Annotated in this window: 11 protein-coding genes and 1 other annotated feature; of the genes, 8 read left to right on the top strand and 3 right to left on the bottom strand. The window is 28.7% G+C overall.

The window, feature by feature from the left end; translation table 11 throughout:
* Positions 1–140: 140 nt before the first annotated feature.
* The 3 genes from VN21_RS02350 to VN21_RS02340 all read left to right on the top strand — a co-directional run bounded on the left by VN21_RS02350 (position 141) and on the right by VN21_RS02340 (position 3,413).
* Positions 141–347, top strand: coding sequence for a hypothetical protein (locus tag VN21_RS02350; protein ID WP_046821865.1), 207 nt, complete (start codon positions 141–143; stop codon positions 345–347).
* Between the two features lie 176 nt (positions 348–523).
* Positions 524–1,561 (top strand): type I glyceraldehyde-3-phosphate dehydrogenase, encoded by a 1,038-nt coding sequence (gap, locus tag VN21_RS02345; protein WP_046821864.1) that lies wholly within the window; start codon positions 524–526, stop codon positions 1,559–1,561.
* A 259-nt stretch (positions 1,562–1,820) separates the two neighbouring features.
* On the top strand, positions 1,821–3,413 hold the full coding sequence (locus tag VN21_RS02340; RefSeq protein WP_052951957.1) for a hypothetical protein: 1,593 nt from the start codon (positions 1,821–1,823) through the stop codon (positions 3,411–3,413).
* A gap of 21 nt (positions 3,414–3,434) precedes the next feature.
* Here the strand turns inward: VN21_RS02340 and VN21_RS18180 are convergent, their stop codons facing one another.
* On the bottom strand, positions 3,435–4,211 hold the full coding sequence (locus tag VN21_RS18180; protein WP_084821902.1) for a midas domain-containing protein: 777 nt from the start codon (positions 4,209–4,211) through the stop codon (positions 3,435–3,437).
* 142 nt (positions 4,212–4,353) lie between these two features.
* Positions 4,354–5,442, bottom strand: coding sequence for an AI-2E family transporter (locus tag VN21_RS02330; RefSeq protein ID WP_046821863.1), 1,089 nt, complete (start codon positions 5,440–5,442; stop codon positions 4,354–4,356).
* Between the two features lie 139 nt (positions 5,443–5,581).
* Here VN21_RS02330 and VN21_RS19295 point away from each other — a divergent pair, with 139 nt between their 5' ends.
* The 4 genes from VN21_RS19295 to VN21_RS02315 all read left to right on the top strand — a co-directional run bounded on the left by VN21_RS19295 (position 5,582) and on the right by VN21_RS02315 (position 10,843).
* Positions 5,582–7,228 carry a S8 family peptidase gene (locus VN21_RS19295; protein WP_305071797.1) on the top strand — a complete coding sequence of 549 codons (1,647 nt, stop codon included), beginning with the start codon at positions 5,582–5,584 and terminating at the stop codon, positions 7,226–7,228.
* Positions 7,229–7,440: 212 nt separating this feature from the next.
* Positions 7,441–8,895, top strand: a complete 1,455-nt coding sequence (locus VN21_RS18345) for a S8 family peptidase (RefSeq protein ID WP_152650754.1) — start codon at positions 7,441–7,443, stop codon at positions 8,893–8,895.
* Positions 8,896–8,913: 18 nt separating this feature from the next.
* Complete coding sequence (cspC, locus tag VN21_RS02320) at positions 8,914–10,587, top strand: bile acid germinant receptor pseudoprotease CspC (RefSeq protein WP_046821862.1); 1,674 nt, start codon at positions 8,914–8,916, stop codon at positions 10,585–10,587.
* Positions 10,588–10,648: 61 nt separating this feature from the next.
* Positions 10,649–10,843, top strand: coding sequence for a CDIF630_02480 family spore surface protein (locus VN21_RS02315; protein ID WP_046821861.1), 195 nt, complete (start codon positions 10,649–10,651; stop codon positions 10,841–10,843).
* Positions 10,844–10,896: 53 nt separating this feature from the next.
* Here the strand turns inward: VN21_RS02315 and VN21_RS02310 are convergent, their stop codons facing one another.
* Positions 10,897–11,292 carry a hypothetical protein gene (locus VN21_RS02310; protein WP_021429209.1) on the bottom strand — a complete coding sequence of 132 codons (396 nt, stop codon included), beginning with the start codon at positions 11,290–11,292 and terminating at the stop codon, positions 10,897–10,899.
* 128 nt (positions 11,293–11,420) lie between these two features.
* Positions 11,421–11,653, top strand: a binding site (T-box leader).
* A gap of 55 nt (positions 11,654–11,708) precedes the next feature.
* Here VN21_RS02310 and asnS point away from each other — a divergent pair.
* The gene (gene asnS / locus VN21_RS02305; RefSeq protein WP_046821860.1) at positions 11,709–13,109 is read left to right on the top strand and encodes an asparagine--tRNA ligase; all 1,401 of its coding nucleotides are present in this window, start codon (positions 11,709–11,711) and stop codon (positions 13,107–13,109) included.
* Positions 13,110–13,260: the final 151 nt, after the last annotated feature.

Raw genomic sequence — 13,260 nt, 5'->3', positions numbered from 1 at the left:
ACACTACACTTCAGCCTGGGTGACACAGCAAGACTCTGTCTTAAAAAATAAAAATAAAATAAAATAATCTATTTCTAGTGTAACTAGTGTATATAAAAACATATATATAAATATACACTACTTTCATAGGGGGAATAGATTTGAGAAGAAGATATGAAAGAATGCAAATTATATGCAAAGATTTATCAGAAGAAGCTTTTAAATCTTATACTGGTAAAAAAGACTATAAAAGAGCTATCCACTGCTATACCATATTAGCTACGAGCATGGGTGTTCCAGCAGATATTGCTAGTTTTGCAAAGAACATGCTAGCTAGATTGAATAAAAAAATAGAAGAAAATATTTAAAAAAAGATTGCTTGATAAAAATCAAGCAATCTTTTTTAGTTGTTTTTTTAGTAAAAGTGTTGACCTAAATAAGATAAAGTGTTATATATATAAGTGAGAAAAGTTAAAAAGGTTACACTAAATAAACAAATAAAACATACTATAAATTAATATAAAAAAACTGGGAGGACTTTATTATGAAGGCAAGAGTTGCAATAAATGGATTTGGAAGAATTGGAAGAATGGTTTTAAGAATAGTTGAGGAAAACGGTTTGGATGGGTTTGAAATAGTAGCTATAAATGCAAGAAGTGATGCTAAAACGTTAGCACATTTATTTACTTATGACTCTTCTTACGGAATATTTAGAGGTAAAGTAGAAACAGATGAAAAAGAAAATATAATTATAAATGGAAGAAAAATAAAAGTATTAAAAGAAAATGATCCTGAAAACTTACCATGGAAAGAATTAGGAGTAGATATAGTTATAGAGTCAACTGGGAAATTTACTAAAAAAGAGGATGCACAAAAGCATATAAATGCAGGAGCTAAAAAAGTAATAATTACTGCTCCAGGAAAAAATGAAGACAAGACTATAGTAATAGGTGTAAATGAAAATGAGTATGACAATAGCATACATCATATAATATCTAATGCTTCTTGTACTACAAACTGTATAGCCCCAGTAGTAAAAGTTTTAGATGCTGAGTTTGGAATAAATAAAGGACTAATGACTACTATTCATGCATACACTAATGACCAACAAATATTAGATAAGACACATAAAGATCTTAGAAGAGCAAGAAGTGCTGGTGTTTCTATGATACCAACGACAACAGGAGCAGCTAAGGCTGTGGCAAAAGTATTACCAGATTTAGAAGGAAAATTAAATGGATTTGCAGTAAGAGTTCCAAGCCCTAGTGTTTCTATGGTAGATTTAGTTTGTGAATTTAGCAGAGATGTAACAGTTGAAGAAGTAAATAGAGCTTTAGAAAATGCAGCTAAGAAGGAGTTAAGTGGAGTATTAGGTTATTCAGATTTACCACTTGTATCTGTAGATTATAAACAAACTTCAGAGTCATCAATAGTAGATGGATTATCAACTATGGTGAATGATGGAAATCTAGTTAAAGTAGTAGCTTGGTACGATAATGAATGGGGATATTCATGCAGAACTGTAGATTTAGTAGCATATGTTTCAAAAGAACTTTTAGTAGCTAGCAAAGTTAGCGCGTAGTTAAAAAAAGCTTACAGAGGTTTTCTGTAAGCTTTTTTATATAATATATGAAGTTATTCAGTTAAAGTGAATTTTTATCCTTCAGAATTTTACTTAATCTAAATTTATGAATAAATGAAATTTATATCCTAAATAATAGCATAAAATATCTGTAAATAGTTTTAAAAATGTACATTATAGTATATAATTTTAATAAGAAATATCATATTAGAGGGCTACTTAATAAAGTAGTCTTTTAATTTAGTAAGGAAGTGGATTAATGAATTTTTGGAGGGAGAAAAAAAATAAATTTTATTTTTGTAGCGTATTTATTATAGCTATACTTATAGGCCAGTATTTTCTTTTCAAATATGGAATAGTAAGTCCACTAGTAAAAGGTGTAGAACTGCGGATAACTAAAGGTGAATATATTCAAAATATAGATGAATATGTAATAAAATTAGGCGATTCTATAAAGGTAAATAGTGGCGAATATATTGTTATACCACCGTATTCATCAAAGCCTAACATCGGGTATAAAGCGTCTGACTCCGATATTTTATCAATAAAAGGTGATACAATAACTGGTATAAAAGAAGGATACTCGGCAATTATGATTATGAAAGATAGTAGAGCTATAAGAAGAGCTACTATAAGGGTGGTAAACCCAAAAGTAGAAAATTTAGACGTATCTATAAATCAGTTAAAGTATGTAGGAGATACTTCTCCTATAGATGTAAATGTAGATGTTGACTTTAAATTTAATGATAAAGAAAAATATACATATGAAATATCTGATGAAAAAGTTTTGAAAGTTGAAAATAATCAAGTTAAAGCTATTGGAGTTGGAAGTTCTACATTGAAAATAAAAGCTGGAGATAAAACTAAAGAATATAAATTTAACATACAAGCTAAAGTTTCTAATTTATATAGTAACAATAATATAAATGTTCATATAAATGAAGAAAAAAGCTTAGGGGTAAAAGTAGAAACATACCCTAAAAATTTACAACATCCTAAGGTGAATTATGAAATTGTTGGATTTAAGTTACCAATATCAACTGCAATTGAGGTTTCAAGTGATGGAGTTGTAACAGGTCTTAGAGAAGGTAGTGAGAAGGTAAAAGTTACCTGTGGTGGTAAAAGTAAAATAATAACTGTAAATGTATTAAAAGAAAATACAGAATCTAAGAAAATTAAAAACTTAGAAGCTAGCTCTATAATAAATGGAGATAATTTGGAAATAAATCTTTCTTGGGATTACTTAGATGATATTCCAGAGTATGAAATATATCTTAAAAATAATTCTAAAGGAGAAAAAGATTTCAGTTTAATTAAATCAATAAGAGTAGAAAAAGATGAATTAGATAAAGATAAAAAGGTAAAAGCTTCTATTATTGTAGACTTAAAAGGCATAGATAAACCAGATATAGATTTATATGTTGTAGGTAAATCTGATGGAGTATATACTCAACGAAGTGATACAATAAATATTAAAAAAGAACATCAAAGTTCAGAAAATATTCAAGATTACAAAGTTGAAAATATAGAAGGAACTATTTCTGATGATGGGAATATAAATCTTTCATGGGATAAGTTAGAAAACTTTGATTGCACATATAGTATATATGTACGAAATAATATAACTTCACCAAATGGAGGGTTTGAGTTATACCAACATGGAGTAAGTGAGAATAAGATAACTATTCCAGTTAATTTATTAGAAGATATAAACATGGATGTATATGTTGTAGCAAATTCATCTCAAGGATCTAGTAAAAGCAGTGATATTTTAAATTTAGAAAAAAAGAAAACTGAAATTGAAGTTGAAAAGCCAATTTTACAAATAAAAAATCCTGAGAGTACATTTTAAAATGTACTCTCAGGATTTTTATTATTTTATTTTTTCTAAGTATCCACTTGGATGGAAGTAGTAGATACTAGATGTGTTTTTATCTACAAAATATCCTAAATCAGTATCTGCATTAGGTAAAAATACATATCCAGAAAGACCTTTATCTTTTAAAACAGTGAATGTATTTTCATCACCTTGGTAAGCATAAACTAAATTTGGATTCATATCTAATAGTAAGTTTAAAGCGTCATCTTTGCTTAAAGCTTTTGATATATCAGTGTTTTCATCTTTGTTAGCTTCAGCAGATTTATTATTATCAACATCTTTATTAGAATTATCAGGTTTAACAGCATCTTGATCTTTATTAACATTTTCATCTTTAGAAACATTTTGTTTATTATTAGTTTCAGTATTACTAGAATCATTATTTTTTACAATATCATCTTTTTTGTTAGTTTCATTAGGTTTAGAAACTTCTTTCTTACTTGAATCAACTGCATTAGAAACTTCTTTCTTACTTGAATCAACTGCATTAGAAACTTCTTTTTTAGATTCTAAATCAGAGTTTTTGTTGTTAGTAGAAGTACTAACTTCTTTAGCTGTGATATCTTTATTAGAATCACTATTATCTATATCAGATACAGTATTAGTTTCTAATGTTTTATTACTTTTATTTTCTTCGACGACTGAGCGTTCAACCTTTGTGGCTTCGTTACTAGGTTTTGAATCATTATTTGCGAATGAAGATTTTAAAATTGGGTTAGTAACAAATAATACACTACAGAAAACAAATAAAACAATAACTAATTTTTTCATATCATTACCTCTTTTCAAATATATATGTTATCTTCTATACATAAATATTACCATAAATTAATTGTATTATAACAGTTACATACTTGTTACTTGAGGTTACTAAATTGTAATTAAAAAAATGTTTAAAAAGTATAATTATTTACTATAATGTAGAATTATATTTATGGTTTATAAAGTTAACTAAATAGATCTTAAAAACACCCATTAAAGGAGCTGAAAGAATCATACCTGGTATACCAAAAAAACCGCCGCCAACTGTAACAGCCAAAATTGTGAAAAACGGACTAAGACCTAGTTGGCCACCTACTATTTTAGGTTCTATAAATGCAATCTCAACTTGTTGAACTAGAATTAAGTATACCAATGAAAATAATGCAACACTAGGATTGTAAAATAAATTGATTAAAACAACAGGGGTCATACCTATTACAGGACCAAAATATGGAATCATATTCATAAAACCTATTAAAGTTCCAAATAATAGAGCGTATGGAGACCCGATAAGATAAAGCCCAACTCCAGATATAACTCCCACTATAAATGAATCTAAAATTTTACCAGCGAAGTACTTTCCTATATTTTCGTTTAAGCTGTTTCCTACTTCTAAAATAAACGATGTTCTTTTTTCGCCTATTAGTACATACATCGTTTTTTTTGAAAATGAAATAAATCTCTCTTTTTCTAAAATTATATAGAAACAAATTATAAAAGCTAATATAAACTGAACTATAAACTTAGAAATAGAAAAAGTTGTTGTAAATATATCACCTAAATATCCAATAAGTAGGTTACTTATTTGAGGCATAGCTGAAAATATTTTATCCGCAACTTCTTTTAAAGTTTTAGGATCAATATTTTTTAACTGATCTCCAATTTCTATAAAGAAAGATTGTGTTTGTTTTGCATACACTGGAAATTGACTAATAATATCAGCTAAACTATTTATTATAATAGGCGCTGTAAAAAATACAAACGAAATTATAATAAAAATTAAAAGTCCATAGGTTATAAGTAAAGAATAAATTCTTTTTAGTTTTAAGTTACGCTCTAAAAAATTTACAATTGGTGAAAATATGTAAGCTAAAATAAACGCTATAATAAAAGGTGTTAGTAAAGACAATAATAGCTTTACTATATTGAAAAAGTACTTATAGTTGTCTATGAACTTGATAAATACATATGTTAGTATAAGTGTTAAAACTAAATTAACATTAATTTTGATACCTTTCAACTAAAATCATCCTTTCAATTAATTTTAAAAATGAAAAATAAAGTAATATATCTATTATACAATAAAAGTAATATGAATATATATAGTAATGGAAATAAATTCTAAGGTATAGAATGGAGGCCATCTTTTTATAGAGGAGGTGTTTTTTATAAATTATGAAGTAATTGTTAAGTATAACGGAGATATACTTGAAATAGAAAAAGATTTAGGAGTATCAGTTGAAATATTAGGTTACAATTATGCAATTATAAGTACTGAAAGTCCTGAAAAAATTGACTTACTTTTAAATTATCCACAAATTGAGTATTTAGAAAAACCATTTATATTGACAACTCAAGATATACAAAGTTTTTCAAGAACTGGAATTACGAGATTTAAAAATACAAATAGATTAACTGGAAAAGGGACTATTATAGGAATTATAGATTCAGGGATAGATTACAATATAGATTTATTCAAGGATTCAAATGGTAATTCTAAAATACTTTATTATTGGGATCAATCAATACAAGGGAAACCACCAGAAGGATTTCAGTATGGAACTTTATACACAAATGAAGATATAAACAAGGCAATTAAAAGAGAATTAACTATACCTATATCTCCGACAAGTACACATGGTACACATGTAGCTGGAATAGCCTGTCAAATAGCTGATGAAGCTAATTTAATTGTTGTAAGAGTTGGAAGCGTATTAACAGATGTCTTTTCTAAAAGTACTGAATTCATGAGAGCAATTAAATTTATCTTAGATAAAGCATTAGAGTTAAAAATGCCAGTAGCTATAAACATAAGTTACGGGAGCAATGAAGGCTCACATAGAGGTTTATCTTTATTTGAACAATACATTGATGATATGTCTGCATTTTGGAAAAACAATATAGTTGTAGCAGCAGGAAATAATGGAGATAAAGATGGTCATAAAAGTATAAAGCTGGATAAAGAGACAACAGAAGTTGAATTTGTAGTTGGAGAAAATGAGAAGATTTTAAATATAAATATATGGCCTCAATTTATTGATGATTTTAGTGTTTATATAGTTAATCCATCAAATATAAAGAGTCAGGAAATATCTTTAACTTCAGGAGAAATAAAAAATGTATTAGGGGGAACTAGAGTAAAAGGATATTTTTACCCAATAGCTCCGTATTCTTTATCTCGAAGAATATCGGTACAGCTTACTTCATCTGCATCTATAAATCCAGGTATATGGAAGTTGGTTTTTACACCTATAAATGTAGTTATGGGAGATATAAGTATATACTTACCTACATCAGAAGGTATTAGTAAAGATACACGCTTTTTAGAAGCTAATAAAAATTTAACAGTAACAGTTCCAGGAACTGCTAATAAAGTTATAACAGTCGGGAGCTTCAACTCAACTACAGATACTGTATCTATTTTCTCAGGAGAAGGAGATATTGATCAGAATATTTACAAACCAGATTTATTAGCACCAGGAGAAAACATTTTGTCAGTACTTCCAGGTGGTAGTATAGGAGCTTTAACTGGAACTAGCATGGCAACTCCACACGTTACTGGGGTAGTATCGTTATTAATGCAGTGGGGAATCGTTGACAAAAATGATCTATTTCTGTACTCACAAAAAATAAAGGCATTTTTATTAAAAGAATCAAAAAGGAGTTCTATAGATACATATCCAAATAATTCTATGGGGTTTGGATTTTTAGATTTAACAGATGTTAGATTAGATAATATATCTAATTTAAATAAAGAATATGATTTACTTTATAGAAAAAAGAAAAAAAAAAAGTTAAAGAGCTAAGTAGATTAGACCTTCCACTTGATTTAGCTTTTAGATATCATGTAGAACATGGACCTAATTTTGAAGAAGAACTTAAAGCAATTGGATTAGATTATACTTACTATGAAATAAGTGATACAGAGGGGGTATTAACACTACCGATTAAAGATCCTAAAAGATATAATAAATTATTAAAAATAGAAGGTTTTAAATTCATAGCTTCAAGTCTTGTTATGAATCAGCTAGGTACAATAAGCAGAGACACTAGTAATGGAGTGGTTGCTAAAGAAGAGATAGGAGCTAATTTTTTGCAAAATAACTTGAATATACCTATAACTGGAAGTGGGGTATTAGTTGCAGTTTTAGATTCAGGTATAGATTACTTGCATGAAGATTTTATATATCCTGATAAAACATCTAAAATAGCATATATATGGGACCAAACTGAAGATGGAAATCCTCCAAAAGGGTACAAAATAGGAACTGAGTATTCAAGGGAAGATATAAACAAGGCTATACAAGCTAACGATAACAATTTAACTAAAGATGAAACCGGTCATGGAACTATGATCAGTGGAATATGTTCAGGCCTTGGCAATTTAAATAAGCAATATTCAGGGGTTGCACCAGATTCAGAACTTATAATAGTAAAGTTAAAAAAAATTGAGGGAAATTATGATAGTACATTTTTAAAAGCTGGAGTTATGTATGCATATGAAAAATCCATAGAGTTGAATAAACCAATAGTTATTAATTTATCTTTAGGAAGTAATAACTTAATAGGAGCAAAAGAGAATACATTAAGAAAAGAACCTCACTTTGCAAGGGGTGTATGTATAGTATCTGCAGTAGGAAATGAAGGAAATACTCAAACTCATTCAATGGGTAAAGTAAACTTTGTGGGACAACAAAAAGATATAGAAATTGAGATTTTTGAAGATGAAAGTCTTTTAGAAATAAATATATGGGTAAATAAGCCGGATAAAATAAGTGCAGCAGTTATAGCTCCTAGTGGAGAACAAAGTAAATTTATAACAGTATCTAGTTATAACGAGGTTTCAGGGCTATTCGATCTTGAATCTACATGGTATGTAATAACGTATGTATATCCCACTGAATATTCTGGGCAAGAACAAATAACAGTACTTCTTAAAAATGCAACTAAAGGAATATGGAAGATACGATTAAGAGGTGAGTATATAACAAATGGGATTTACAATGCTTATTTACCAAATCGAGCAATAATAAATCCTGGAACCAAGTTTAGAGACTCTACATCAGCATATACTATTAACTATCCAGCTACATATAGGGATGTAATTTCAGCAGGTGCATATAATTTAGTTGAAAATAGTATATGGCCACCATCATCTAGAGGGCCTACAATAAACGGGTTGTTAAGACCTGATATAGTAGCTCCAGGAGTAAATATAATTTCAACATATCCTGGAAATAAATATGCAACATTAACAGGTACATCTGCATCAGGAGCTTATTTATCAGGAGCGATTGCTCTGTATTTACAATATACAGTAGTCGATAAATATTATCCATCTAAAGGATTTACAAATATTATAAGAACCTATATACGTGCTGGAGCTAAAAGAAACTCAGAAATAGTTTATCCAAATGATATTTATGGATATGGTATTTTGGATATTAGAGGGGCTTTTGACCAACTCAAATAAAAAGGAGGAAGTTTTATTTTGGAAAAATCCTACCTTATAATTTATACAGGTGATATAGCATCTGATTTAAAAAAAGCTGGAATAGAAAAATATATGATTTTAAATCCTAGCCTTACTGTGATATATGTTCCGCAAAATTTCAGAGAAGAAACTTTAAATAGAATTCCTAGTATTACTTGGTGGCAAAGTTCTATTCCAATGAGTTCTTTAATTGAAATAACTAATAATTTAGATGAAGGAGTAAGTGTATCAGATGCAGCTTCAACAGATTATATATATAAAAACCCATATATACAATCAACAGGAAGAAATGTTTTAATTGCAATAATAGATTCAGGGATAGATTATTTACATCCAGATTTTATGGAAAACAATAAAACAAAAATAATATCTATATGGGATCAAGAAAGTGAAAAAAAAAATCCTCCAGATGGATTAATATTTGGAAGTGAATTTACAAGCGAGGATATAAATAAAGCTATAGAAGAAAACGATAAAACATTAAGTGAAGATAGTATAGGAACAGGAACTACAGCAGCAGGCATAGCAGCAGGTATGGGGAATCTAAATTCTCAATATAAAGGTGTTGCAATTGATAGTAAATTGGTTGTTGTTAAGCTTAGAGAATATAAAGACACATATAAAAAAGGAAAGATAAACTACCAAGGATCAGATTTTTTAGCATCTATAAGGTATGTATTAGATGTGGCAAAAAAAGAAAATAAAAATATGATAATAAATTTAACTGTAGGACTGATTTCTAAATCTATAGTTGAGTCGACTATGTTATCTACGTTTAATGAACTATCACAACCTGGAAATATAGTAGTAAGTGGAGCTGGAAATGAAGGGAATACAGATATTCATTATAGAGGTAATATAAAAAATAAAGAAACAGTAGATGATATAATCATACAAGTAGGAGAGCAAACAAACTTAGATATAAAATTAGTTGTAAATGGTCCTGATAAAATTGGTGCCATGATAATATCTCCAGCAGGTGAAATGAGCTATAAAATTATGTATTCACCTGATTATTATGTGTATAAAGGAAAATTTAATTTAGAAAGCACTCCTTATGAAATGAGACTTTCTTATCCTTGGTTAGAATCAGGTAATGAGGAGTTAACAATAAGTTTGTATGATATAAAGCCTGGTATATGGACCCTTAGATTGATTCCTGAATTTATAATAGAAGGAAACTATGATGTTTATTTACCAAATAAGAATATAATTTCTGAAGAAACAAGATTTTCAGATCCAGCATCAGAAGCTACTATAAGTATGTATGCAGCATCTGAAAATGTAATAACTATAGGAGCTTATAACGATAAAACAGATAGTATTTGGATAGGATCTTCAAAGGGACCTGTAAATTTAGACCTTATTAAACCAGATATAGTAGCTCCAGGAGTAGACATAATATCAACTTATATAAATAGTTCATACAATACATCTATTGGAACTGGAGTTAGTTCTTCAATAGTAAGTGGAGTATTAGCAATTATACTTGAGTATATAACTTCAGAGTATGAATTTGCTGAAGAATTACTGTCAGTTCAACCATTAAAAACATATTTAATGCTAGGTGCTACTAAAAAAGATATATATATATATCCGAATATTACGCAAGGGTATGGAATATTAAATTTAAAAAATACTATAGTAGAAATTGCAAAGAACTTTGAATAATATGAATTTTATAGACTATAATGTAAAAACTAATTACAAAATAAAAAAAGAGGTGATTAGTATGACAAATGAAAAAAGTAAGCCACTAAATGGAGAAGGAAACAAAAGATTAAAAGCTCATAGACCTGTGAACAATGAATATACAGCAGCATGGGCAGGAACTAAAGAGTTAAAAGAAAATAGTAAGGTATCGATACCATCGTTAAACAATGTTGAAGAAGCTAAAGATTGGGTAGATAATGGAAGTAAATTATAAGCAAAAAACGCTACTTAATTTAATTAAGTAGCGTTTTTATTAACTCCGTATTTTTATTCACTAGGGACTAGTATATATTCACCTGATTTTATATTATAATCACTAGAAATAATATCTATATTTTCTTTGTAAATAACCTTTCTAAAATCATCAATGTCTTCAATATTGGTATTGTAAGATTTTATTATATCGTCTATAGTTTCTCCTGAGTTAACTAAATGCTTTACCAAGTGACGCCCATCCATAACCTTCGTATAAGCTTTATTATAAGAAAGTTCAGTTAAATCATTAAAAGCAGGTACGTTTTCAGATAAATAATTTACAGAAGTATCTAAACAAGTTATATAATTATAGATAGCTTCTTTGAAAACCTGAGACAAAGAAGAGCAATCATCAACTACAGGGCCTATGAAGAGCAATACAACTATAATTAATAATACATATTTCATATAAAATACCCTCCTACATAGAAGTATTATAAAATTTGTGAAAAATATACAAATTTTATGAAAAATAAAACATTGACTAGGAAAATATAAGTTGGTATAATCTTAGTAATAATTGAAATAATATAAAAATAAAGACAGTGAAGAGAAGAGTAGGTATAAAATGTAGTTATAGCGATTTGAGGACGGTGAAAGCTCAATACGAAGTTTATATTGAAGAACATCTCGGAGTCTCTAACCGAAATTTAATAGAGTAGGCTTAGACGGAAGGTCCCGTTATAGACCATAAGCAATGCTTAGCTAAGAGGCCATTTTTATGGCAATTAGGGTGGTACCGCGATAGTAATAGTCTTTCGTCCCTTTATTTGGGATGAAGGGCTTTTTTTAATATTTAAATTTAAATTTTAGGAGGACATAAAATGCAAAGAGATTTTATAGAAATTAAAGATCTTTACAGAAACAAAGAAGAATACATCGGGAAAAGGGTAAAAGTAGCTGGATGGATAAGAACATCTAGAGCATCTAAAAATTTCGGATTTATAGAATTAAATGACGGAAGTTTCTTTAAAAATATGCAAGTAGTAATATCAGATGAAAAATTAGGAAACTTTAAAGAAATAACTAAGCTTCCAATAAGTTCATCAATCCTAGTTGAAGGTGAACTAGTATCAACAGAAGGAGCAAAACAACCTGTAGAAATACATGCAACTAATATTGAACTAGAAGGAGAATCAGATAGTTCATACCCATTACAAAAGAAAAGACATACTTTAGAATATTTAAGAACTATAGCTCATTTAAGACCTAGAAGTAACACTTTTTCAGCAGTGTTTAGAGTAAGAAGTTTAGCAGCTTATGCTATACACAAGTTCTTCCAAGATAGAAACTTCGTATATGCACATTCACCAATTATAACAGGAAGTGACTGTGAAGGTGCTGGAGAAATGTTTAGAATAACAACTATGGATTTAAATAGTATACCTAAAACTGAAGAAGGTGCAATAGATTACTCTAACGACTTCTTTGGAAAAGAAGCTAACCTAACAGTTAGTGGACAATTAAATGCTGAAATAATGGCACTTGCATTTAGAAATGTTTATACATTTGGACCAACATTTAGAGCAGAAAATTCATTTACACAAAGACATGCATCAGAGTTTTGGATGATAGAGCCTGAAATAGCATTTGCTGACTTAGAAGATAACATGGAACTTGCAGAAGATATGATAAAATACGTTATAAGTTATGTTATGGAACATGCTCCAGAAGAAATGGAATTCTTTAATAGTTTCATAGATAAAGGATTAATAGAAAGATTAAACAATGTAGTAAACTCTGAATTTACTAGGATAACATATACTAAAGCTGTAGAAATGTTACAAGAATCAGGTCATGAGTTTGAATATCCAGTTCAATGGGGAGACGACCTTCAAACAGAGCATGAAAGATACTTAACAGAACAAGTATTTAAAGCTCCTGTATTTGTTACAGATTATCCAAAAGACATAAAAGCATTCTATATGAGAATGAATGAAGATGGAAAAACTGTTAGAGCTATGGACCTTTTAGTTCCTGGTGTAGGGGAAATAGTTGGAGGATCTCAAAGAGAAGAGAGACATGATGTATTATTAGATAGAATAAAAGAAATGAATTTAAATGAAGAAGATTACTGGTGGTATTTAGAATTAAGAAAATACGGAACAGCTACTCATTCAGGATTTGGATTAGGGTTTGAGAGAATAATAATGTATATGACTGGTATGGCAAATATAAGAGACGTAATACCATTCCCTAGAACTCCAAAAAATGCAGAATTCTAATTTTATGAAATATAATAAAATTTTATTATATAAACAAAAGCCTTTAGATATTATCTAAGGGCTTTTAACATTTAAATTAAAATACATTATAGATTTTTTAATATTTGTGTAAACTGTTCTACCAACTTCTACAGCATTTACTATTGTTGCA

The organism is Paraclostridium benzoelyticum, assembly GCF_001006285.1.
Taxonomy (GTDB): Bacteria; Bacillota; Clostridia; order Peptostreptococcales; family Peptostreptococcaceae; genus Paraclostridium; species Paraclostridium benzoelyticum.
Note: the sequence above shows the minus strand (reverse complement) of the source record. Positions and strands in the feature narration are given on the sequence as shown.

Excerpts from the sequence above, each read along its gene's own strand:
- VN21_RS18345 (WP_152650754.1), top strand. The coding sequence starts at position 7,441 with ATGAATCAGCTAGGTACAATAAGCAGAGACACTAGTAATGGAGTGGTT.
- VN21_RS02340 (WP_052951957.1), top strand. The coding sequence starts at position 1,821 with ATGAATTTTTGGAGGGAGAAAAAAAATAAATTTTATTTTTGTAGCGTA.
- asnS (WP_046821860.1), top strand. The coding sequence starts at position 11,709 with ATGCAAAGAGATTTTATAGAAATTAAAGATCTTTACAGAAACAAAGAA.
- VN21_RS18180 (WP_084821902.1), bottom strand. The coding sequence starts at position 4,211 with ATGAAAAAATTAGTTATTGTTTTATTTGTTTTCTGTAGTGTATTATTT.
- VN21_RS02315 (WP_046821861.1), top strand. The coding sequence starts at position 10,649 with ATGACAAATGAAAAAAGTAAGCCACTAAATGGAGAAGGAAACAAAAGA.
- gap (WP_046821864.1), top strand. The coding sequence starts at position 524 with ATGAAGGCAAGAGTTGCAATAAATGGATTTGGAAGAATTGGAAGAATG.
- VN21_RS02310 (WP_021429209.1), bottom strand. The coding sequence starts at position 11,292 with ATGAAATATGTATTATTAATTATAGTTGTATTGCTCTTCATAGGCCCT.